This is a genomic window from Mesorhizobium sp. CNPSo 4671, assembly GCF_057784245.1.
In genome coordinates this window covers 271597-292966 of record NZ_JBWLUW010000003.1, presented here as the reverse complement: position 1 = coordinate 292966, position 21370 = coordinate 271597, and the positions used below count along the sequence as shown (strand labels likewise).

Here is a 21370-nt window from a genome sequence, read left to right as displayed (position 1 = left end):
GCCAACCGGTCCCCGCTATCAAGCCAATAACGGCCGCTGCCAGGCCCTTGAACCAGAGGCACCTTGTCGGTCCGCCCTCACAAGAAAAGGCCGGCGAGACGCCGGCCCTTCCTCCCAAGACATGCTTTACAGCTTACAAACTACTGCGCGGGCGCAGGAGCAGGCGTTGCCGGAGCCGGCTCGGCAGGCTTGGTCGAATTGTCGGCCGGGGCCGCGGGCTTCATCGGCTGCTCGGCAGCCGGCGGATTGGTACTCTGCGTAGTGGTGGTGTCAGTGCCCTTGCCGCTGTCGCTGCAGGCTGCGACGCCCAGCAGGGCAAGAGCGGACACAGAAGCCAAAATGAGCTTTTTCATACTATCTCTCCTTCAACACACGCTCACGTTGCAGTGAACGGTTACAGAGGAAATGCGCCACGCGGCCATGAGTTTCGTAACGTTGCGTTTCCGCATGTAACATCAACGGGATGCGTTGCTGCCGGCGCTTTGGCGCATTAACAACGAAAGCTGGAAACGAAAATGCCGGAGACTTCAGCCATGGCCGCGAAATGGGATTTCTGGATCGACCGCGGCGGCACCTTCACCGATGTCATCGGCCGTGACCCGCTGGGTGAACTGCATCCACGCAAGCTGCTTTCGGAGAATCCCGAAGCCTATGCCGATGCCGCCATCCAGGGCATCCGCGACCTGCTCGGCGTCGGACCGGGCACCGCGATCCCGTCCGGCCGGATCGGCGACATCAAGATGGGCACCACGGTCGCCACCAACGCGCTTCTTGAGCGCAAGGGCGACCGCGTGCTCCTGCTCATCACCAAGGGCTTTCGCGATGCGCTCAGGATCGCCTACCAGGCGCGGCCCGACATTTTCGCCAAGGAGATCATCCTTGCCGAGCAGCTCTATGAGCGGGTCATCGAAATCGACGAGCGCGTGCTCGCCGATGGCTCCGTCGAACGGCTGCTCGACATCGCCGCGTGCCGGCCTGCGATCGAGCTGGCGAAGGCCGACGGCATCAATGCCGTGGCAATCGTCTTCATGCATGCCTGGAAATATCCCGACCACGAGAAGGCGGTGGCAAAGGTCTGCCGCAAGATCGGTTTCGCCCAAGTCTCCGTCAGCCACGAGGTCTCGCCGCTGATCAAGCTGGTCGGCCGGGGCGACACCACCGTGGTCGACAGCTATCTCTCGCCCATCCTGTCGCGCTATGTGCAAAGGGTGGCGGGAGAACTGGGTGCGGCGCGCGAGAGCGACCAAACCCCTCGCCTCATGTTCATGATGTCGTCGGGCGGCCTCACCGCCGCCGACATGTTCCAGGGCAAGGACGCGCTGCTGTCCGGTCCGGCTGGCGGCGTCGTCGGCATGGTCGAGACGGCGAAGCTCGCCGGCTTCGACAAGGTCATCGGCTTCGACATGGGCGGCACCTCCACCGACGTTGCCCATTACGATGGCGAGTATGAGCGCGCCTTCGACACCGAAGTCGCCGGCGTGCGCGTCCGCGCCCCGATGATGCGCATCCACACCGTCGCCGCCGGCGGCGGTTCGGTCCTGCATTACGAGGCCGGCCGTTTTCGCGCCGGACCGGACTCCGCCGGCGCCAATCCCGGCCCCGCCGCCTACCGGCGCGGTGGCCCGCTGGCCGTCACCGACGCCAACGTCATGCTCGGCAAATTGCAGCCGGATTTCTTCCCGGCGATCTTCGGCCCGGGCCAGGACCAGCCACTGGACGTCGAGACCGTGCGGACGAAATTCGCGGCACTGGCCGCAGAGATCGGCGACGGCCGCTCACCGGAAGCTGTCGCCGAAGGCTTCGTCACCATCGCTGTCGAGAACATGGCCAATGCCATCAAGAAGATTTCCGTGCAGCGTGGCTATGACGTCACTGAATATCTGCTCAACTGCTTCGGCGGTGCCGGCGGCCAGCACGCCTGCCTGGTCGCCGATGCGCTTGGCATGGAAGCGGTGCTGATCCACCCCTTCTCCGGCCTGCTTTCCGCCTATGGCATCGGCCTGGCCTCGGTCTTTGCCTCACGTCAGCAGGCGCTGCTCAAGCCGCTGGCCGAAGAGTCCAGAACCGACATCGACGCCCTCATCGCCGTCTTGAAAAAGGCCGTCATCGCCGAGCTGGCAGTGCAAGGCATCGCCGAGGACGCGGTTGCCGCCAAGCCGGTGCTGCATATCCGCTATGACGGCACCGACACGACGCTGCCGGTGAAATTCGAAAACGACTCGATTTTCCAGGCCAAGCGCGATTTCGAAATCGCCCACAAGGCGCAATTCGGCTTCGTCTATGACGACAAGCCGATGATCGTCGAGACGGTCGGTGTCGAGGGCAGCGAAATCGGTGAAAGCAGCGCCGAAGCCTATGCGCCCGCCGGACCGGCAAGGGTTGAAGCCGGCGCTTCCGGAACGCGGCGCATCTACACCGAAGGCCGGTGGCATGAAGCCGGCATCCATCGTCGCGAAAACCTGCGCCCATCCAATCTGGTCGCAGGCCCCGCCCTCATCATCGAACCCAACCAGACCATCGTCGTCGAGCCGGGCTGGCAAGCCGAAATCACCAACCTCAACCACGTCGTGATCCGCCGCACGGCAAGGAAAGCGCGCGCCGCCGCACTTGGCACAGACGCCGATCCGGTGATGCTGGAAGTCTTCAACAACCTGTTCATGTCGATCGCCGAGCAGATGGGCGTGACGCTGCAGAACACTGCCTACTCCGTCAACATCAAGGAAAGGCTGGATTTCTCCTGTGCCGTCTTCGACCACACCGGGGCGCTGGTCGCCAACGCGCCACACATGCCGGTGCACCTCGGCTCGATGGATCGCTCGGTCGAGACCATCATCCGGCTGAACTCCGGCGACATCCACCCAGGCGACGTCTTTGCCCTGAACGCCCCCTACAATGGCGGCACGCATCTGCCTGACATTACCGTGGTGACGCCGGTCTTCGACGACGCCCCGAAAAAAATCCTTTTCTGGGCGGCCTCGCGCGGCCATCACGCCGATATCGGCGGCACCGCCCCCGGCTCGATGACGCCGCTCGCCACCACGGTCGACGAGGAAGGTGTCTTGTTCGACAATTTCCGCATCGTCGACCGCGGAAAATTCCGCGAAAAAGAGCTGCATGCGCTGCTCACCGACCACCGTTACCCGGCCCGCAACCCGCATCAGAACATCGCCGACCTCAAGGCGCAGATCGCCGCCAACGAGAAAGGCGTCGCCGAACTGCGCAAGATGGTCGCGCATTTCGGCCTCGATGTCGTCGAGGCCTATATGGGCCACGTCCAGGACAATGCTGCCGAAAGCGTGCGGCGGGTGATCGAGCGGTTGCCGGACACATCGGCCTATGAATATCCCACCGACACCGGCCAGGTGATCAAGGTGAAGATATCGGTCGACCGGCAAAAGCGCGAAGCGACGGTCGACTTCACCGGCACGTCGCCGGTGATGAAGAACAATTTCAATGCGCCGGAGCCCGTTGCCCGCGCCGCGGTCCTCTATGCCTTCCGTGTCATGGTCGAGGACATGATTCCGATGAATGCCGGGTGTCTCAGGCCGATCAACATCGTCATTCCCGACGGCTGCATGCTGAAGCCCGCCTACCCCGCCGCCGTCGTCGCCGGCAATGTCGAGACCTCGCAGCACGTCACCAACGCGCTGTTCGGCGCCATGGGCGCGATGGCCAATGCGCAGGGCACGATGAACAACCTGACCTTCGGCAACAAGAAATACCAGTATTACGAGACGATCTGCTCCGGCTCGCCGGCCGGCCATATGAACTCCGGCCGCGGCTTTGCCGGCACGTCGGGCGTGCACACCCATATGACCAATTCGCGCCTCACCGATCCCGAAGTGCTGGAACTGCGCTTTCCCGTGGTGCTGGAGGATTTCCACATCCGCAAGGGATCCGGCGGCAAGGGCAAATGGAGCGCCGGCGACGGCACCAAACGCACCATCCGCTTCCTCGAGAAGATGGAATGCGCGATCCTGTCGTCACACCGCAACCGCCCGCCGCAAGGATTGGACGGCGGCGGCGACGGCGAGGTCGGCTCGACCAAAATACGCCGCAAGGATGGGGCGGTCGAGGTGCTGAAGGCCTGCGACCAGACCGTGCTCGACGCCGGCGAGGCGGTGATCCTGACGACGCCGACACCGGGTGGATTTGGACGCGCCTGAGGAGGCTTCGAGAATTCGCTGCGGCGAGTCAGGTGGCGTGGCTTTCGAGAACCGGAGCGGAGCGGACATTGGAGTCCGTGAGCACCGGAAGCGCAGAAAGCCGCACCAGATGACCGCTGCAGTAGAATTATCGATGTCTCCGACTGTCACCGGCCTGTCATGACCCTGCGTTACCCGCTTGCGCCAAAGCAAATGGGGAATCACTTTGTCATGACGGACGTCTCCTCGGATCTGGTTTTTCGCCGCGGCAAGGAAGTTGGAAAGGCCGTCTACCAGAACCGCGCGCTTTCCAAAGCCGGCATCTCCGAGCGGCTGTTCGCCTTCCTGTTTTCCGGCCTCGTCTATCCGCAGATCTGGGAAGACCCCGATGTCGACATGGAGGCCATGCAGCTCGGCCAGGGCCACCGCGTCGTCACCATCGCCTCGGGCGGCTGCAACATTCTGGCCTACCTCACCCGCTCGCCGGCAAGGGTCGACGCCGTCGACCTCAACACCGCCCACGTCGCGCTGAACCGCATGAAGCTGGAGGCGGTGCGCCGCCTGCCCTCGCAGGGCGACCTATTCCGCTTCTTCGGCGCCGCCGACACCAGCCATAATTCGCAAGCCTACGATCGTTTCATCGCGCCGCATCTCGATCCGGTCAGCCGCCAGTACTGGGAGCGCCGCAACTGGCGCGGCCGCCGGCGCATCGGCGTTTTCGACCGCAATTTCTACCAGACCGGCCTGCTCGGCCTGTTCATCGCCATGGGTCACCGCACGGCGAAGTTCTTCGGCGTCAACCCGGCCCGCATGATGGAAGCCAGGAATATCGGCGAACAGCGCCGTTTCTTCAACGAAGAGCTGGCGCCGGTCTTCGACAAGAAGCTTCTGAAATGGGCGACGTCGCGCAAGGCTTCGCTGTTCGGCCTCGGCATTCCGCCGGCGCAGTATGATTCGCTGATCACATCAGGCGACGGCACCATGGCCAGCGTGCTGAAGGCCCGGCTGGAAAAGCTCGCCTGCGATTTCCCGCTGGAAAACAACTACTTCGCCTGGCAGGCCTTCGCCCGCCGCTATCCCGAGCCGGGCGAAGCCGCCCTGCCCGCCTATCTGGAAAAGCAGAACTACGACACCATCCGCGACAACATCGACCGCGTCGCCATCCATCATGCCAATCTGATCGAGTTCCTGGCCGGCAAGGATGCGGGCACCGTCGACCGCTTCATCCTGCTCGATGCGCAGGACTGGATGACCGATGACCAGCTCAACGCGCTGTGGTCGGAAATCAGCCGCACCGCCTCCACCGGCGCCCGCGTCATCTTCCGCACCGCCGCCGAGCCCAGCCTGTTGCCCGGCCGTGTCTCAACCTCGCTGCTCGACCAGTGGGACTATCAGGACGAGGCGTCGCGCGAATTCTCCGCCCGCGACCGCTCGGCCATCTATGGCGGCTTCCACCTCTATGTGAAGCGCGCCGCATGAACACGACGGAACTGCCGGCCAGCCCCGAATTCAAGGCCAACCATGCCGAACTGATGGACGGCGTCTACCGCTGGCAGCGCCACATCTACGACCTGACCCGTAAATACTATCTGCTCGGCCGTGACGGGCTGATCGAGGGGCTCGAGGTGCCGACTGGCGGCACCGTGCTGGAACTCGGCTGCGGCACCGGCCGCAACATCATCCTGGCCGCCCGCCGCTACCCCGACGCCCGCTTCTTCGGCCTGGATATTTCGGCTGAAATGCTGGAGACCGCCGGCAAGGCGATCGATCGTGAAGGCCTGTCCAGCCGCGTCACGCTGGCACGAGGCGACGCCACTGACTTCGATGCGGGTTCCCTTTACGGCATCGAACGTTTCGACCGCGTGTTCGTCTCCTATTCGCTGTCGATGATCCCCGGTTGGGAAAAGACGGTGTCGGCGGCCCTGGCCGCACTCGCCCCGAACGGTTCCCTCCATGTCGTCGATTTCGGCCAGCAGGAAGGCCTGCCGGGTTGGTTCCGAGCGATGCTACGCGGCTGGCTGAAAAAATTCCACGTCTCGCCGCGTGAATCGTTGCGCGAAGTCCTGGAATCGGAATCTCGGCGAACCGGCGGAACCTTCCGTTTCCGCACGCTTTATCGCGGTTATGCCTGGCTTGGCGTGATTGGACCGCGCAACTAGCTAATGCAGCGCCTTCACCAGCGCCCCCACCATCGTCTGCGGGCGATAGCCGAGCTTGGCCGGTGTCAGCCCCAGCCGCACCACCACCAATTGCTCCGAGGGAATGATGGTGACCGTCTGTCCGTCATGCCCCTCCATCCAATAAGTGTCCTTGGGCAGGCCGGCGGCGACGCCGGCGCCGGGACTGTCCTCATCGCCCGGCGCCTCGATCCACAGCTGGCCCTTGCCGTAGACTTTCGAGGCCGGCGCCGGCTCGCGCATCCAGTCGACGAAGCCCGCCGGCAGCACCTGGTCGCCGTTCCACACTCCGCCTTGCAGCAGGAACTGGCCGAAGCGGGCCCAGTCATGCGCGGTGGCGTAGAGATAGGATGAGCCGACGAACGTGCCCTGCTCGTCGGTTTCGAGCACGGCGCTGTGCATGCCGAGCGGCTCGAACAGCGCACTGCGCGGCCATGTCAGCGCCTTGGCCTTGTCGCCGATCGCGTCCTGCCAGAGCCGCGACAGCATCACCGCCGTGCCGCTCGAATAGGAAAACACCCTGCCGACCTCGCCCGCCAGCGGCTTTGATTCGGCAAAGCCCGCCATGTCGGGTTCGAGATAGAGCATGCGCGTGACATCGGCGACGTCGCCATAGTCCTCATTGAATTCCAGCCCGCTCGACATTGCCATCATGTCGGCAAGGCTGATCGCGGCGCGGCCGTCAGCCTTCCACGGTGCGAACAGGCCCTTGTTGTCGACAGCCATCTTGCCGTCCTTGACCAGTGTGCCGATGATGGCGGCGTTCACCGTCTTGGTCATCGACCAGCCGAGCAGCGGCGTCTTGGCGGAAAAGCCGTCGCCATAGCGTTCGGCAACGACGCGGCCGTTCTTGACCACGACCACCGCGCGCATGCCGGTGCCGATCAGCGCCGCATCGTCGAGCAGCTTAGCAATCACCGGATCCTGCGACGCCTCGACCCGCTCGCCCTCGGGCCACAGCGTATCCTGGCTGGTTGCCGCGGGCTCGGCATGGACCGCCGTGCGCCGCGCCTTGCCGACATCGCCGTCCGGAACCGAGGCGCAGCCGAGCCCGTCACGGGAAACCGCCTCGCTCTTGCCGAGGAAGCCAAGCAGGGCCGCCGAAACCGTCCCCCGGTTCTTGTCGACCGAGACCCGCATCAGCCGCAGCAGCGGGTGGCCGGGCGCCTGCACGTCGACGGCAAGCACCTCGTTGGCATCGCGTCCCGCAATGAAGACGTTGGAGCAGACGATCTTGGCAGAATAGCCCGAACCAACGCGGATCAGTTCGGGCGGCGCGATGTAAAGCCAGGCAAACAGCGCAACGACCGCCAGCACGATCAGGCCAAGCAGCCACTTGACGATCTTGACGACGATCCGCATCTGCTTCCTCCCGGGCTTTCGCCCGACCCTTATGTCATCGAATTGCCGCCATTGCTTCCGCAAAATCGGAGCTCTTGTCGAGCGCCATCAACGGATTATCAACCATGATCGGCCATCACAGGATATGCTGGACGATGCGTGGGGCGATCGTTCGGAGGGGCCAGACCGGCCATCAGTTCACAGACCCATCAGCGACCGGCTGATTCCGGCTTGGAAGTTGTGATGCGCCGTCTTGCGGCTCTTTTCATGCTGACGCTGCTTGGCGCCTGCTCGACCGTGGACGATCTGTCGCCGCTGTCGCCATCGTCGTCCAGCACGACGGTCGCCGTGCGCGCGCCGCGCTTCGAGGATTCCAAGCCGCATGAATGGGACAGTGGGGCGCCGTGGAACTATGCCGTTCACGGCACCGACGTCTCCAAATACCAGACCTCGGTCGACTGGCCGACGGCCAAGGCGAGCGGCATTTCCTTCGCCTTCATCAAGGCCACCGAGGGCGGCGATCGCTTCGATGAGTATTTCAGCGAGCATTGGGCGCGCACGAAAGCCGCCGGTGTTCCGCGCGCGGCCTATCATTTCTTCTATTTCTGCACCCCCGCCGCCCAGCAGGCGCGCTGGTTCATCCAGAACGTTCCCGTCGACCGCTCGGCGATGCCGCCGGTGCTCGACATGGAATGGAACCCCAAATCGCCGACCTGCAGGCTGCGTCCCGACGCTGCCACGGTGCGCGCGGAGATGACCACCTTCCTCGAGATCGTCGAGCGGCATTACGGCAAGAAGCCGATCATCTACACCTCGGTCGACTTCTTCGACGACAACGAGCTGTCGACCTTCCGCGGTTACCCCTATTGGCTGCGCTCCGTCGCTGGCCACCCGCGCGAAAAATACGGCAGCCACCCCTTCACCTTCTGGCAGTACACCGGAACCGGCATCGTCCCAGGCATGACCGGCAAGTCCGACATCAACGTCTTCAACGGCTCGGAAGCCGCATGGAACAAGTGGCTGCGGCAGAACACTCGTTGAACCAGGTTCAACGGCAGCGACGTCAGCGGCAACAAGAGGCTGACGATTGGCACCCGTCCAAGCCAGTACTTGGTGTTCGCATCCGAACCTCCCTTGTAGGCCTCACACGCCCGGCGCATCCTATCGCGTCACAGTCACAGAGGAGAGATATCCAGTAGGGGCGAACTCGACATGGGAACCGCAACCATCCAGGGCCCGCTTTGGGGCGCGAAGGCTGAGGACTGGGCTCTCGTCCAGGAGCCTTATTGGCGCCCTCTCTATGACGAGGTGCTGCGTCAGGCCCGTGCAGGACGCCACACGCGCATGCTGGACGTGGGTTGTGGCGGCGGTGAAGCCCTCCTGGCGGCGCTTGAGTTGGGGGCCGAGCCAGTAGGGCTCGACGCGTCCGAAGCGCTCGTAGCGGTAGCGCGCCGTCGACTGCCGAAGGCGCAGATTGAGGTCGGTGAGATGGAAGCCCTTCCATTCGCTGACCGTCAGTTTGACCTGGTCACGAGTTTCAATGCGTTCCAATTCGCAGGCGACCTGCTCGGCGCATTGACCGAAAGCAGCCGGGTCTGCCGACCGGGCGGAGCGGTTGTGATGTTTGTCTGGGGACCACCCGCCGACTGCGACATAACCTCGAGGATCGTCCCCAAGGTCATGGCGCTACTTCCGCCCGCGCCTGCCGGCGCCGCCGCGGCTCCAGCCTTCCATCAGGAAGGCGTTATGGAAACCTGGATGCGCAAGGTCGGCCTGACGCCGATCAGCACCAAGGAAACCGACCGTGTGTTTGTCTATCCCGACTTGGAGACAGCCAGGCGCGCGCTCGGCGCGGCCGCGCCCATCACCCGCGCCGAGCGCTATGCCGGCGTCATTGCAGTGCAGGATGCGCTATGTAACGCGCTCAGCCCTTTCCTCGATGGCGACGGATCGCTCCGTTTGAGAAACCGGTTCCGCTATGTGATCGCGCAGCAGCCGTCTTGAGGAATAACGGGCTGCGGCAGAAGAACCGTTGACACCGGGCCTGCCGCCTGCTTTTCGACACAGCCAGCGGTAAAGAGTGCAACCGCCGGCAATTCAGGGCGTTGGGCATCCAGCCAAGCACGACAATGCCCTCTTCGTTTCGAAAGGAAGCTGATGCGACTGCGTTCTCAAGCCCTCGCGGCGCTATTCCTGTGCGCCACGGCCTTGCCGGCGATGGCGCAGGAATGCGGCGGCGACTTCGAAACCTGGAAACAGGGCGTGGCGGCAGAAGCCAAGGCGGCCGGTGTCGGCGCGGTCGGCCTCGACGCGCTGGAAGACGCCACCTTCGACGAGCGGGCGCTGGCACGCGACCGCGCCCAGGGCGTCTTCACCCAGACCTTCATCGAATTCTCCAACCGCATGATTTCCGCCTACCGGCTGAAGCAAGGTGCGGCGAACATGAAGAAATACTCCGATATCTTCGCCCGTGCCGACCAGCAGTTCGGCGTCCAGGCGCCGGTCATCACCGCCTTCTGGGCGCTGGAGACCGATTTCGGCGCCGTGCAGGGCGATTTCCACACGCTGAGCGCGCTGGTGACGCTTTCGCACGACTGCCGCCGCCCACAGCTGTTCCGCCAGCAGTTGGTGCCGCTTCTGGAGCTGATCGATCGCGGCGTGCTGCCGGCCGATGTCACTGGCGCCTGGGCCGGCGAGATCGGCCAGACGCAGATCCTGCCTTCCGATTATCTGACGCACGGCGTCGACGGTGACGGCGACGGCAAGGTCGACCTGCGCAAGAGCGTGCCCGACGTGATCATGACCACGGCCAGCAAGGTGCTGTCGCGCGGCTGGAAGCGCGACGAGCCCTGGATCCAGGAAGTGCGGGTGCCCGACGAGATGCCCTGGGACCAGACCGGGCGCACCAACAAATTGCCGCTGACCCAGTGGGCGCAGTGGGGCGTCACCAATCCCGACGGCTCGCCGCTGGTCGACAAGGGCCTGAAGGCCGGCCTGGCGCTACCCATGGGTCGCAAGGGAGCGGCCTTCCTCACCTACGACAATTTCGACGTCTACCTCGAATGGAACCAGTCCTTCACCTATGCGCTGACCGCGGCCAATCTCGCCGCGCGCCTCGCCGGCGCGCCGCCGCTTGACCCGCGCAACCCGGAACAAGGCCTCAACAACGAGCAGATGAAGGCGCTGCAGACCAAGCTCGAAGCCAGGGGCTACGATGTCGGCACGGTCGACGGCATTCTGGGCACCAACACCCGCGAAGCCATCCGCAAGGAGCAGATGCGGCTTGGCCTGCCGGTGGACGGCTGGCCAACGCCGGAGCTTTTGGCGAAGCTGTGACGCGCCGCCATTCTTGAGGCCGTCGCTACCGGCTACCGCCTACCTCCTCCCCCGCATGAAATCGATGAACGCCCGCAAGGCCGGCGGCACATGCCGCGAACTGGGGTGGTATAGATAAAAGCCGGGAAAGCTGGGCGACCAGGCTTCCAGGAAACGGACCAGCCTGCCTTGCTCGATCCAGGGCCGAACCTGGTATTCCAACATGTAGGCAATGCCAACGCCATCCAGCACGGCATTGAGCATCAGTTCGGTATCGTTGACGGTCAGGCTGCCTTCGACGGCGATTTCGAGGGCCCGTTTGCCGCGCGCAAACTCCCATCGATAGAGGTTGCCGCCGCCCGGCCACTCGAATTTGATGCATTGGTGCTGGTGCAGTTCCTGCGGATGACGAGGTATGGCCCGGTTTTCGAGGTAAGCGGGAGCGGCCACCGCGGCCATCTGCAAATCCTCGCTCAGTTTCACCGCCACCATGTCCTTCTCCAGTCGCTCGCCGAGCCGGATTCCTGCATCGAACCGGCCTCCGACAATGTCGGCCAGCCTGTCGTCGACGATGACGGTCAGCGCGATATCGGGATAGCTGCGCTGAAAATCCCCGAGGATCGGCGCGATGAACCGCGTCGCGGCCACACGCGGCACATTGATGCGCAACGAACCCGCCGGCCGGTCGCGCGCTGCATGGACGTCGGCAATGGCGCTTTCCAGTTCACCAAAGGCGACAGCAAGGCGCGAAAAAAGCGCGTCGCCAGCCGCGGTCGCAGAGACACTGCGCGTCGTGCGGTTAAGGAGCCTGACGCCGACGCGCGCCTCCAACTGCCGGATGGACTGGCTGAGCGCCGGCGGCGACACACGCAGCCTTGCGGCGGCACGGACGAAACTGCCCTCTTCGACGATTGCGGAAAATGCCTTGAGTTCGGTGAATTCGGATCCGCGCATTGTGTATCCATGGATTAACAAGCTGATCAGATAATAGGTCATTATCTGATCAATTCCATGACGCTATCTCTCAGCCGTCAGCCCCATTGCAGGCAAATCTGCGGGCCAGAATGGTTGAAGGAAATTGATCATGTCCCAGTCCCTGCACGGCAAAACCGCAATCGTCACCGGCAGTTCACGCGGCATCGGCCGGGCCATCGCCGAAGGGCTCGCGGCACGGGGCGCCGCCGTCGTCGTCAACTATGTCGGCAACCAGACAGCCGCCGATGAGGTCGTGGCCGGCATCGTCGGCAAGGGAGGAAAGGCGCTCGCCCTCCAGGCCGACATATCAAGCGTTTCGGATATTCGCAGCCTGTTTGACCAGACCGAGAGTGAGCTGGGCGCCATCGACATCGTCGTCGCCAATGTCGGCGTCGCCGTCATCAAACCGCTGACCGACGCAACCGAAGCCGATTTCGACCTTGTCTTCGGCACCAATGCCAGGGGCACCTTCTTCACGCTTCAGGAAGCAGCGCGCCGGGTGCGCGACGGCGGCCGTATCATCGCTGTCTCCACTGGCGGCACGAAGATGTTCTTCACACAGACGGCGCTCTACCTCGGCAGCAAGGGCGCCGTCGAACAGTTCGTCCGCGTGCTCTCGCGTGAACTCGGGCCGCGCGGCGTCACGGTCAATGCACTGTCGCCGGGCTTCACCGACACGGACCTGCTTCCCGAACGCGACCGCGCCGTCGCGGCCGGCATGTCGCCTTTCGGCAGGATCGGCGCACCGCACGATGTTGCCGATGTCGCGGTCTTCCTGGCCAGCGACGAGGCCCGCTGGCTGACCGGCGAGAACATCCAGGCCGGCGGTGGTGTGGCCTAGTCCGCCATCGTCTCCAGGCTGGCAAAGCCTTGCGGCGCGTCGCCCTCGTCGAATGGCGTCGTCACCTCGACGAATGTGTCGGGATAGAAGCCGTTGAAGCGCGTGCGTAGCGACAGCGAATAGGCGCCGATATGGCCGATTTCGATCCAGTCGCCGGTGTCGACGGTTTCCGGCAGCCAGAACGGCCTGGACAGGATATCGACGGAATCGCAGGTCGCGCCGCAGACCTTGAACGGCACGATGTTCTTTTCATCGCCATTGCGGGTCCTGATCGCCGGATCGGGAATGAAGCGCGCCGGCAGCGTGATCTTGCCGGTCCATGAATCCGACAGCGACGCCCAGATGCCGTCATTGATGTAGAGCCGCTTGCCCTTGCGCAGCAGCACGCGCACGATCAGCGACAGGCAGCGCGCCACGATCACCCTGCCCGGCTCGGCCACCAGCGGCATCTGGTCGAACTGATATTCTTTCAGGTCGCCGGAAAACCGCGACATGATCTGGCCGAGCGATGGCATCTCGATCAGCTTGCGATTGGGATCGTGCCCATACTCGGCCGGAAAGCCGCCGCCGACGTCGAGCCCGGCGAGGTCAAAAGTCAGCCGGTTGCGCACCCAGTCGGCCGAGGCCAGCGCCCGCTCATAAGTGTCGGGATCCTCGATCTGGCTGCCGACATGGAAACACAGGCCAACCTTGTAGCCGGTGCGGTTCAGCCGCTCGGCGAGTTCCACGGCATAGGCCGGGCCAGCGCCGAACTTCTTCGACAGTTCGTAGGCCGCCGATCCTTTCGTCTGGATGCGCACGAAGACGCTGATGGCGCCGGGGTCGATGTCGAGTGCCCGCACCACCCGCGTCAGCTTGGTGATCTCGTCCTCATGATCGAGCGAAATGACCCGGATGCCGTATTTCTCCAGCGCCAGTTTGATGTCCGACTGCGCCTTGACCGGATGCATGTAGAGCATCTCGGCATCGGGGGAGACGGCGCGCACGGCGGCGAATTCGCCGGGCGAAGCGACGTCGAAGGCGGTGACGCCGGCCTCGACCAAAGTCTTCAGCACGATCTGCTCGCCATTGGTCTTGACCGCATAGGCGGTCTTGCCGGGGAACATGCCCATGAACTGCCTGGCATCGGCCTTCAGCACCTGCGGGCGGAAGCAATAGACCGGATCGTCCGGACGAAGCGCCAGTGCCGCCTCGCGGGCATTCTCGAATCGCTGCATTGACGAATCCTCGATCTCGGCTGCGCACAATTAATCCAAGCTAGCGACTAATGAAAACAATTCTGTGTCTCGCGGCACTCACGCAGCGGCTCTAGTTTTTGGCAGCATCGTTTGCCAGCGATCAGGTTTCGGGTGGCCCTTGTCGCCGAACCGGATATGCCCTGTGTCTGACCGACTGGTATTCGGACCGTCTTGGGGAGGACGATAGACATGGCAATAGCCGCGACATCCGCACCACGCGGACCGATGACGCTCACCGACTGGGGGCGGTTGCTGCTGCTTGGCGCGATCTGGGGCGGTTCGTTCTTCTTCGCCCGCATCGCGGTGGCGGAGCTTCACCCGCTGGTGCTGGTGCTGTTCCGCGTCGCCATCGCGGCAATCGCGCTGCAGATCTATCTCGGCCTGCGCGGTCCGTCCTTCCGCCTCGCCTTTCCGCATGCCGGCCTGTTCTTCCTGCTGGCCTTGACCAACAATGTCATCCCCTTCTCGCTGATCTTCGCCGGCCAGACCGAGTTTGGGGCCGGCGTCGCGTCAGTGCTGAACGCGACGACGCCGTTTTGGACGCTGATCCTCGCCAACGCGATGACATCGGACGAGAAGCTCTCCTGGAACAAGCTCGCCGGCATCGGGCTCGGCGTCGCCGGCACCGCTGTCATGATCGGTCCCGGCCTACTCGCCGGGCTCGGCGGTCCGGTCTGGGCGAAATTCGCACTGATCGGCGCGTCTCTGTCCTATGGCGTCGCGCTGATGGTTGCCCGCCGCTTCAAGGGCGTGCCCTCGCCGGTCATCGCCACCGGGCAGCTGACCGCTTCGACCATCATCATGATCCCGGTCGTGCTGCTGGCGCATGGCCCCGCCGGCCTGTTTTCTGCGTCGCCGCCGGTCTGGGCGGCGGTGCTGGCATTGGCGCTGCTCTCCACCGCCTTTGCCTATATCCTCTATTTCAACCTGGTCGCTTCGGCCGGTGCCACCAATGCCTCGCTGGTGACGCTGATCGTGCCGGCCAGCGCCATGCTGCTCGGTTTTCTTTTCCTGGGAGAGCGGCTGGAACTGTTCGAGATCGGCGGCGTGGTGCTGATCGGCCTCGGCCTGGTCACGATCGATGGGCGCGTGTTCGGTCGACGGTAGAGCGCCGCTCGTCCGATTGGACGCTCTGACGACTTGGATTGAATCTCCGTATCGGCGCCAAGGTCGAAGTCGACTTTCGCGGTGGTAGCGCTGCCATGACATACTGGCGACACCATCCCGCCACAATTTATTCACAGGTCCGAAGCGGGTTTTTGCGCAGGAGTTTCAACGGCTAACGGCGAAACCGAGGTCGCAATCTTCACAATCACGTCGCAATGCAGCACATTTTCCGCTTGCCTGTGGCACAAATGAACCTAGACTCTCAGGCATAGCTCTTTAAGAGGAGGCTATGTCATGGGACTCACGAGGCCGATCAACGCATTGATGATTTGTGCTGCGTTTGCTTTCATCGGCGCCCTCATTATGGGCGTCCTTCCCTGAACCCGCCAAGACGGGGAAGACCAGCACCAGATAGTCTAAGCAATTCGAAAGGCCGGGTTTTTACCCGGCCTTTTGCTGTTCAGCCCTGCCTCACGCCGCAGCCGAGCCTGCCACCTCCGCCTCGTGCGAGCGGATGCCGATCATGTGGCAAATGGCAAAGACGAGGTCGGCGCGGTTCATCGTGTAGAAATGGAAGTCGCCCACGCCGCGCTCGACCAGATCGAGAACCTGTTCGGCGGCGACGGCGGACGCCACCAGCGCATGCGTCTGCGGGTCGTTCTGCAGGCCGTCGAAGCGCTCGGCCAGCCATGCCGGCACCAGCGCGCCGCAGCGTGCTGAGAAATTGGCGACCTGGGTGAAATTATGCACCGGCAGAATGCCGGGAACGATCGGGATGTAGATGCCGGCCCGGCGCGCGCGCTCGACATAGCGCTCGTAGAGATCGTTGTCGAAGAAGAACTGGGTGATCGCCCGCGTCGCGCCATTGTCGACCTTGCGCTTCAGCATGTCGATGTCGGTGGCGAAATCGGGGCTTTCGGGATGCTTTTCCGGATAGGCAGAGACCGAAATGTCGAAATCGCCGGCGTCCTTCATCGCGCCGACCAGTTCGGCGCCATTGGCGTAGCCGTCCGGATGCGGACGGTAGGCGGTGCCGACGCCGGCCGCCGGATCGCCGCGCAGCGCGACGAAGCGCTTCACGCCCATATCGGCGAATTCCTGGATCACGGCGTCGACCTGATGGCGGGCAGCGTCGACGCAAGTCATGTGCGCGGCCGGCGTCAGGCTGGTCTCGTTCAGGATGCGGCTGATGGTGCGCGCGGTGCGCTCACGCGTCGAGCCGCCGGCGCCATAGGTCACCGAGACGAATTTCGGCTTCAGCGGTTCCAGCCGCGTGACGGTGTCCCAGAGCCGCGCCTCCATCTCATCGTTCTTGGGCGGGAAGAATTCGAAGGAAACCTTGACCTTGTCGCCAATGTCGGGGCGGCGGGAAAAGCGGAACTGGTTCATCAGGCGATTTCCCCTATCGAGTTCACTTTGGTCTGGTCGTTGGCGGGATCGGCGATCAGCAGGCGCCGGTCGCGGCCAAGCCAGAGTTTTACGGTAAGCCTGGCCTCGTTGCCGCCGCGCGGCTCGAACTCCTGGGCATCCTCGAGATCAAGCCCTGCCTCGGCAAACCATTCGCCGATCTGCCGGTCGGAAAAGCCGAGCCTGACATGCGCATGCTCGTCGCGCAGGAATTCCAGCGTGTGCGGCGCGAAATCGACGATGACCAACCGGCCCGACGGGCGCAAAAGCCGCGCCGCCTCGTGGATGGCGCGGGCCGGATCATCAAGATAGTGCAGCACCTGGTGGATGGTGACCAGATCGAAGCCATCGCGCTCAACCGGCGGTGAAAAGATATCGCCCTGCCGCACCTGCGCGTTCGAAACGCCGGCCTTGTCGAGATTGGCGCGCGCCACGGTCAACATCTCGCGCGACATGTCGATGCCGACGCCGCGCCGGTAGAGCGGCGAGAAGATTTCGAGCAGGCGCCCGGTGCCGGTGCCGAGATCCAGCATCGCCTGGAACGGCCGCTTGCCGACCAGCTTCAACATCGCCGCCTCGACCGCGCGGTCCGGCACATGCAGCGAACGGATATGGTCCCAGCTCGCCGCATTCACGGAAAAATACTCGGTGGCGCGGTCCTGCCGCTTGCGCTTGACCGAGGCCAGCCGCTCGAGATCGCGCTCGACCTGCGGATCGGCGCCGCGAATGCTGGCAACCAGCCCCATGACGAAGTCACGCGCGGAATCCGCATCCGACAGGCGGAAGAACGCCCATGACCCTTCCTGGTAGCGGTCGATCAGCCCGGCCTCGAGCAGCAGCTTCAAATGCCGCGACACGCGCGGCTGCGACTGGCCGAGAATTTCGGTAAGATCGGAAACGGTAAGGTCGCCGCGCGACAACAGTGCCAATATGCGCAGGCGGCTGGATTCGGCCGCCGCCTTCAGCGTATCCACCATGGTGTCGAGCGAGACATGCATCAGCGTACTCTTTTCAGCGCATTCACTTTGAAAAAGATATAAACATATGTTTATGTCGATTTTCAAAACCTTGCAAGCGCTATGTCGCTTCCGGACAAGAAAATGCCGCATGCGTGATTTTCCGGTGCGTGCCGCCCAAAAATGTGGTGCGGTCTTGGGACAATGACAGACGCCAAAGCAGAGATGGGCAGAATGACCGGGCCGCGCGAAATGTTCGAGGCACGCGAAGGCGAGCAGAGGCTGGAACAGGATCCGGCAACGATGCCGGCGGATGGCGGTGTCGTCTTCATCGGCCGCATCGCCTCGCCTTGGACGTCACGGGAGAGCTGTCCGAAAAACATGCGCACGGCCCGCGAGACCGGGCAGCCGGCGGTGCTGACCATCGACGCGCCCTATCGCCGTGGGCTGCAGGGCCTGGAGCGCGCCAGCCATGTCATCATCCTGTCCTGGCTGCACCATGCACCGCGGAGTCTGATTGTGCAGAAACCGCGCCATGCAGCTGAAGCGAAAGGCGTATTCGGCCTGCGCTCCCCTGCCCGGCCGAACCCGGTCGGCCTGCATGTGGCAAGGCTCGTTGGGTTGGACATCGCCACCGGGCGCATCAATCTCGACGCCATCGACGTGCTCGACGGCACGCCGGTCATCGACATCAAGCCTTACTTCGCCTCGACCGACGCCATACCGGAGGCGACTGTCGAAGGACGCGATGAACGATGACAGCACCAACCGGCCGCCGCCGCGCCATCGCCAAGGCGCTGACCGCCCTTCTGCCGCTGGCGCCCTATGCCGACATGGAGAAGATCCGCACAGACGCCGGCGCGGTGCATATGAAGACCTTGCCGCCAGGCATCGCCGTGTGGCTGGCAACCATTGCCCACATCCGCCACATGCACACCGATTACGAAAAGCTGCTGGCCGAGGGCTATGACCGCGACTCCGCCCGGTTCTTCGTCATCGAGCAGACCAACATCGTGCTCACCCGCTGGCGCGCGACACGCCTGCTCGACGCCGACGATGAAGAGGAATGAGGCGCAGCCCGCCTAGACTGTTTCGAAATTCGCTCTGGTGAGTCAGCTGGTGGTGTTTTCGAGAACCGGAGCGCAGCGGACATTTGGGTCCGTGAGCACCGGAAGCGCAGAAAACGCCATCAGATGGCCGCCGGAGTAGGATTTCCAAACAGTCTTACTGCCGGGTCAGCACGGCGATCGCATTGTAAGGCTGGCCGTCGGCCTGGCCGACCCAGGTCCAGGACAGGTTCCCCTTGAAAAACCGGACGGTGATATCGCCGCCATCGATGCACTTGTCCTGGCCATAGGTGATGCTCTCGTGGAACTCCGCTGACGTCTCATCCTGCGACGTCTGCGACAGCGATCCGCCGCAGCCGAGTGACGGATAGTCGATCGACGCGCCGTCATCCCTGATCGTCATGGCGATCGACCAGTCGGCGCCGGCGTCACCCGCCGGGCTCTGGTGGCCGCTGCCGACCCAAGTGCCGGTCAGCGTCTGCGCCGGCACGTTTACCGCGCAAGGTACATTCTGGAAGATCGGCGTCAGTTCGCTGCCGGTCTGCTCGCAGCGATAGGTCTGGCCGTTTTGGCAGAGCTCGTCGCCTTCTTTCGTGCATTGCGCGCTGGCTTCACCCGCGGTGGCGAAGATCATCATGGTTGCGATGACAGCCCCAAGCTTGCCCATATCCCCTCCAGCTCAGTGTCCCTCGACCATAAGGCAATTCCAATCCAGTGTATCGGCCAGATCGTCATGGAGGACGAACAGCACCGAGGAGTTGGCTCTATGCCTTCTACCCGGCGCCGATAGGCTGATGATCCTGCGCGAGGAGGCCCCGATGGACCAGACGACGGCAACACAGGCTTCAAAGCCGCTGCCAGCGGTGAGCGATCGCCATGTCGACCCGCATGCCTATCCCGAGGGCATCGCCTTCCTCGACGGCCAGTACCTGCCGATGTCGCAAGCCAAGATCTCGGTGCTGGATTGGGGCTTCCTGCATTCCGACGCCACCTACGACACGGTGCATGTCTGGGACGGCCGCTTCTTCCGCCTCGATCTGCATCTCGATCGCTTCTTCGGCGGGCTGGAAAAACTGCGCATGGCGATCCCCTTCGACAGGGATGGCGTGGCTGAAATCCTGCACAATTGCGTGGCGCTGTCCGGCCATCGCGCCGCCTATGTCGAGATGCTGTGCACGCGCGGCGCCTCGCCGACCTTCAGCCGCGATCCGCGCCAGGCGATCAACCGCTTCATGGCCTTCGCCGTGCCCTTCGGCTCGGTCGCCAATGCCGAGCAGTTGCAACGCGGCCTGCGCGTCGCCATCAGCGACAAGATGCGCATCCCGCCGGCTTCGATCGATCCGGCAATCAAGAACTACCACTGGCTCGACCTGGTGCGCGGCCTCTACGATGCCTATGACCGCGGCGCCGAGACCGCGCTCCTCCTCGACTTCAACGGCAACGCCGCCGAAGGGCCAGGCTTCAACGTCTTCTGCGTCAAGGGCGGCAGACTGTCGACGCCGGCCATCGGCGTGCTGCCCGGCATCACAAGGCGCACCGTCTTCGATCTCTGTGGCGAGGAAGGTCTTGTCGCCACCGCGGCCGATGTCAGCGTCGCCGCGCTCAAGGCGGCCGACGAGGTCTTCATCACCTCAACCGCCGGCGGCATCATGCCGGTGACGGAGATCGATGGCGCGGCGATCGCCGATGGCAAGATCGGGCCTATCACCAGCCGGCTGATGGCACTCTACTGGCGAAAGCACGACGATCCGGCGTGGTCGTCTCAGGTGAATTACCCCTGATCAAAGGGCCTCTTGTTCAAAAAGATTTCCCCTCGCCTCTGGAAAACCGCGCCATAGACCGTATATGCCCGAAAGCGGAGAAGCCTCCGCTTCCACCCAAAATCACGCCCGCAGGGGCAAGGATTCCACATCATGACAAACAAGGTTTGGTTCATCACCGGATCGTCGAAGGGTTTTGGCCGCGTCTGGGCCGAGGCCGCTTTGGCGCGTGGCGACCGCGTTGCCGCGACAGCCCGTGACGCCGGCACGCTCGCCGATCTGGTCGAGAAGTATGGCGACAACATCGCCGCGATAAAGCTCGACGTCACCGACAAGAAAGCCGTCGATGCCGCTGTCGCCGAGGCGCACAAGCGTTTTGGCCGGCTCGACGTCGTCATCAACAATGCCGGCTACGGCCATTTCGGCGCCATCGAGGAAGTCAGCGAGCAGGAAGCCCGCGACCAGATCGAAACCAATGTGTTCGGCGCTCTGTGGGTCACGCAGGCGGTCCTGCCGATCATGCGGGCACAGGGGTCCGGCCACATCATCCAGATTTCGTCGATCGGCGGCGTCAATGCCTTCGCCTCGCTCGGCCTCTACCACGCCTCGAAATGGGCGCTGGAGGCCTTCAGCCAGTCGCTGAGCATCGAGGTTGGGGAATTCGGCATCCATGTCACGCTGGTCGAGCCGGGCGGCTTCTCCACCGACTGGTCCGGCGCCTCCGCCAAGGTGTCCAAGCCGATCGAGGCCTATGCGCCCGCCCGCGCCAAGATGGCCGAGCGCCGCGCCAACTCGGTCGCCGGCGATCCCGAAGCCACCGGTCCGGCGATGCTGGCCATCGTCGACGCGGCCGAGCCGCCGCTCAGAGTGTTCTTCGGTGACGGCGGCCTGCCGATGATCCGCCAGGAATACGCCAACCGCCTCGCCACCTGGGACAAATGGGACCACGTGTCGGTCATGGCGCAAGGCGCCAGGAAGAACCGCAAGGGCTGAGGCCCGGCGCTTCTGCTACGCCGTTCATCGGCGGCGTAGCCCTTCGGC

Annotated in this window: 19 protein-coding genes; 12 read left to right on the top strand and 7 right to left on the bottom strand. The window is 63.8% G+C overall.

What is annotated here, in order from left to right; genetic code table 11:
• Positions 1-140: 140 nt before the first annotated feature.
• Positions 141-353, bottom strand: a complete 213-nt coding sequence (locus AC04SF_RS09590; protein ID WP_019859105.1) for a hypothetical protein — start codon at positions 351-353, stop codon at positions 141-143.
• A gap of 180 nt (positions 354-533) precedes the next feature.
• Here AC04SF_RS09590 and AC04SF_RS09585 point away from each other — a divergent pair, with 180 nt between their 5' ends.
• From AC04SF_RS09585 to AC04SF_RS09575, 3 genes are all read left to right on the top strand, one after another.
• The gene (locus AC04SF_RS09585; RefSeq protein ID WP_488477976.1) at positions 534-4166 is read left to right on the top strand and encodes a hydantoinase B/oxoprolinase family protein; all 3633 of its coding nucleotides are present in this window, start codon (positions 534-536) and stop codon (positions 4164-4166) included.
• Between the two features lie 159 nt (positions 4167-4325).
• Complete coding sequence (locus tag AC04SF_RS09580; protein WP_488477583.1) at positions 4326-5624, top strand: BtaA family protein; 1299 nt, start codon at positions 4326-4328, stop codon at positions 5622-5624.
• Positions 5621-6304 carry a class I SAM-dependent methyltransferase gene (locus AC04SF_RS09575; RefSeq protein ID WP_488477582.1) on the top strand — a complete coding sequence of 228 codons (684 nt, stop codon included), beginning with the start codon at positions 5621-5623 and terminating at the stop codon, positions 6302-6304. The genes AC04SF_RS09580 and AC04SF_RS09575 overlap by 4 nt, the downstream gene beginning before the upstream one ends.
• On the opposite strand, the gene AC04SF_RS09570 is transcribed toward AC04SF_RS09575, so the two are convergent.
• A complete protein-coding gene (locus AC04SF_RS09570; protein WP_488477581.1) occupies positions 6305-7684 on the bottom strand; it encodes a serine hydrolase domain-containing protein in 1380 nt (459 codons plus the stop codon).
• 222 nt (positions 7685-7906) lie between these two features.
• Here AC04SF_RS09570 and AC04SF_RS09565 point away from each other — a divergent pair, with 222 nt between their 5' ends.
• From AC04SF_RS09565 to AC04SF_RS09555, 3 genes are all read left to right on the top strand, one after another.
• Positions 7907-8704 carry a glycoside hydrolase family 25 protein gene (locus tag AC04SF_RS09565; RefSeq protein ID WP_488477580.1) on the top strand — a complete coding sequence of 266 codons (798 nt, stop codon included), beginning with the start codon at positions 7907-7909 and terminating at the stop codon, positions 8702-8704.
• A 171-nt stretch (positions 8705-8875) separates the two neighbouring features.
• The gene (locus AC04SF_RS09560) at positions 8876-9667 is read left to right on the top strand and encodes a class I SAM-dependent methyltransferase (protein WP_488477579.1); all 792 of its coding nucleotides are present in this window, start codon (positions 8876-8878) and stop codon (positions 9665-9667) included.
• A 153-nt stretch (positions 9668-9820) separates the two neighbouring features.
• Complete coding sequence (locus AC04SF_RS09555; protein WP_488477578.1) at positions 9821-10999, top strand: lytic murein transglycosylase; 1179 nt, start codon at positions 9821-9823, stop codon at positions 10997-10999.
• 39 nt (positions 11000-11038) lie between these two features.
• On the opposite strand, the gene AC04SF_RS09550 is transcribed toward AC04SF_RS09555, so the two are convergent.
• Positions 11039-11932 carry a LysR family transcriptional regulator gene (locus AC04SF_RS09550; protein ID WP_488477577.1) on the bottom strand — a complete coding sequence of 298 codons (894 nt, stop codon included), beginning with the start codon at positions 11930-11932 and terminating at the stop codon, positions 11039-11041.
• A 130-nt stretch (positions 11933-12062) separates the two neighbouring features.
• Here AC04SF_RS09550 and AC04SF_RS09545 point away from each other — a divergent pair, with 130 nt between their 5' ends.
• The gene (locus AC04SF_RS09545) at positions 12063-12794 is read left to right on the top strand and encodes an SDR family oxidoreductase (RefSeq protein ID WP_488477576.1); all 732 of its coding nucleotides are present in this window, start codon (positions 12063-12065) and stop codon (positions 12792-12794) included.
• On the opposite strand, the gene AC04SF_RS09540 is transcribed toward AC04SF_RS09545, so the two are convergent.
• Positions 12791-14011 (bottom strand): alanine racemase, encoded by a 1221-nt coding sequence (locus AC04SF_RS09540; protein WP_488477575.1) that lies wholly within the window; start codon positions 14009-14011, stop codon positions 12791-12793. The genes AC04SF_RS09545 and AC04SF_RS09540 overlap by 4 nt on opposite strands.
• Before the next feature lie 210 nt (positions 14012-14221).
• Here AC04SF_RS09540 and AC04SF_RS09535 point away from each other — a divergent pair, with 210 nt between their 5' ends.
• Positions 14222-15139: a DMT family transporter gene (locus AC04SF_RS09535; protein ID WP_488477574.1), complete on the top strand. Its 918-nt coding sequence runs from the start codon at positions 14222-14224 to the stop codon at positions 15137-15139.
• Positions 15140-15610: 471 nt separating this feature from the next.
• Here the strand turns inward: AC04SF_RS09535 and metF are convergent, their stop codons facing one another.
• The gene (metF, locus tag AC04SF_RS09530; RefSeq protein WP_096447488.1) at positions 15611-16528 is read right to left on the bottom strand and encodes a methylenetetrahydrofolate reductase [NAD(P)H]; all 918 of its coding nucleotides are present in this window, start codon (positions 16526-16528) and stop codon (positions 15611-15613) included.
• The gene (locus tag AC04SF_RS09525) at positions 16528-17544 is read right to left on the bottom strand and encodes an ArsR/SmtB family transcription factor (protein WP_488477573.1); all 1017 of its coding nucleotides are present in this window, start codon (positions 17542-17544) and stop codon (positions 16528-16530) included. Before AC04SF_RS09525 ends, metF begins: the two co-directional genes overlap by 1 nt.
• Positions 17545-17736: 192 nt before the next feature.
• Here AC04SF_RS09525 and tsaA point away from each other — a divergent pair, with 192 nt between their 5' ends.
• Together tsaA and AC04SF_RS09515 are read left to right on the top strand one after the other, a co-directional pair.
• A complete protein-coding gene (gene tsaA, locus AC04SF_RS09520; protein WP_488477572.1) occupies positions 17737-18261 on the top strand; it encodes a tRNA (N6-threonylcarbamoyladenosine(37)-N6)-methyltransferase TrmO in 525 nt (174 codons plus the stop codon).
• Positions 18258-18572 (top strand): DUF2293 domain-containing protein, encoded by a 315-nt coding sequence (locus AC04SF_RS09515; RefSeq protein WP_095202134.1) that lies wholly within the window; start codon positions 18258-18260, stop codon positions 18570-18572. The genes tsaA and AC04SF_RS09515 overlap by 4 nt, the downstream gene beginning before the upstream one ends.
• Before the next feature lie 154 nt (positions 18573-18726).
• Here AC04SF_RS09515 and AC04SF_RS09510 read toward each other — a convergent pair whose 3' ends face one another.
• Complete coding sequence (locus tag AC04SF_RS09510) at positions 18727-19236, bottom strand: hypothetical protein (protein ID WP_488477571.1); 510 nt, start codon at positions 19234-19236, stop codon at positions 18727-18729.
• A 151-nt stretch (positions 19237-19387) separates the two neighbouring features.
• Here AC04SF_RS09510 and AC04SF_RS09505 point away from each other — a divergent pair, with 151 nt between their 5' ends.
• Positions 19388-20350, top strand: a complete 963-nt coding sequence (locus AC04SF_RS09505; RefSeq protein ID WP_488477570.1) for a D-amino acid aminotransferase — start codon at positions 19388-19390, stop codon at positions 20348-20350.
• A 132-nt stretch (positions 20351-20482) separates the two neighbouring features.
• Positions 20483-21322 (top strand): SDR family oxidoreductase, encoded by an 840-nt coding sequence (locus AC04SF_RS09500; RefSeq protein ID WP_488477569.1) that lies wholly within the window; start codon positions 20483-20485, stop codon positions 21320-21322.
• Positions 21323-21370 lie beyond the last annotated feature (48 nt).

Coding starts and splice junctions, on each gene's coding strand:
- AC04SF_RS09575 (WP_488477582.1), top strand. CDS start 5,621: ATGAACACGACGGAACTGCCGGCCAGCCCCGAATTCAAGGCCAACCAT.
- AC04SF_RS09570 (WP_488477581.1), bottom strand. CDS start 7,684: ATGCGGATCGTCGTCAAGATCGTCAAGTGGCTGCTTGGCCTGATCGTG.
- AC04SF_RS09545 (WP_488477576.1), top strand. CDS start 12,063: ATGTCCCAGTCCCTGCACGGCAAAACCGCAATCGTCACCGGCAGTTCA.
- AC04SF_RS09510 (WP_488477571.1), bottom strand. CDS start 19,236: ATGGGCAAGCTTGGGGCTGTCATCGCAACCATGATGATCTTCGCCACC.
- AC04SF_RS09555 (WP_488477578.1), top strand. CDS start 9,821: ATGCGACTGCGTTCTCAAGCCCTCGCGGCGCTATTCCTGTGCGCCACG.
- tsaA (WP_488477572.1), top strand. CDS start 17,737: ATGACCGGGCCGCGCGAAATGTTCGAGGCACGCGAAGGCGAGCAGAGG.
- AC04SF_RS09585 (WP_488477976.1), top strand. CDS start 534: ATGGCCGCGAAATGGGATTTCTGGATCGACCGCGGCGGCACCTTCACC.
- metF (WP_096447488.1), bottom strand. CDS start 16,528: ATGAACCAGTTCCGCTTTTCCCGCCGCCCCGACATTGGCGACAAGGTC.
- AC04SF_RS09590 (WP_019859105.1), bottom strand. CDS start 353: ATGAAAAAGCTCATTTTGGCTTCTGTGTCCGCTCTTGCCCTGCTGGGC.
- AC04SF_RS09565 (WP_488477580.1), top strand. CDS start 7,907: ATGCGCCGTCTTGCGGCTCTTTTCATGCTGACGCTGCTTGGCGCCTGC.
- AC04SF_RS09500 (WP_488477569.1), top strand. CDS start 20,483: ATGACAAACAAGGTTTGGTTCATCACCGGATCGTCGAAGGGTTTTGGC.
- AC04SF_RS09535 (WP_488477574.1), top strand. CDS start 14,222: ATGGCAATAGCCGCGACATCCGCACCACGCGGACCGATGACGCTCACC.
- AC04SF_RS09525 (WP_488477573.1), bottom strand. CDS start 17,544: ATGCATGTCTCGCTCGACACCATGGTGGATACGCTGAAGGCGGCGGCC.
- AC04SF_RS09560 (WP_488477579.1), top strand. CDS start 8,876: ATGGGAACCGCAACCATCCAGGGCCCGCTTTGGGGCGCGAAGGCTGAG.
- AC04SF_RS09505 (WP_488477570.1), top strand. CDS start 19,388: ATGGACCAGACGACGGCAACACAGGCTTCAAAGCCGCTGCCAGCGGTG.
- AC04SF_RS09540 (WP_488477575.1), bottom strand. CDS start 14,011: ATGCAGCGATTCGAGAATGCCCGCGAGGCGGCACTGGCGCTTCGTCCG.
- AC04SF_RS09550 (WP_488477577.1), bottom strand. CDS start 11,932: ATGCGCGGATCCGAATTCACCGAACTCAAGGCATTTTCCGCAATCGTC.
- AC04SF_RS09515 (WP_095202134.1), top strand. CDS start 18,258: ATGACAGCACCAACCGGCCGCCGCCGCGCCATCGCCAAGGCGCTGACC.
- AC04SF_RS09580 (WP_488477583.1), top strand. CDS start 4,326: ATGACCCTGCGTTACCCGCTTGCGCCAAAGCAAATGGGGAATCACTTT.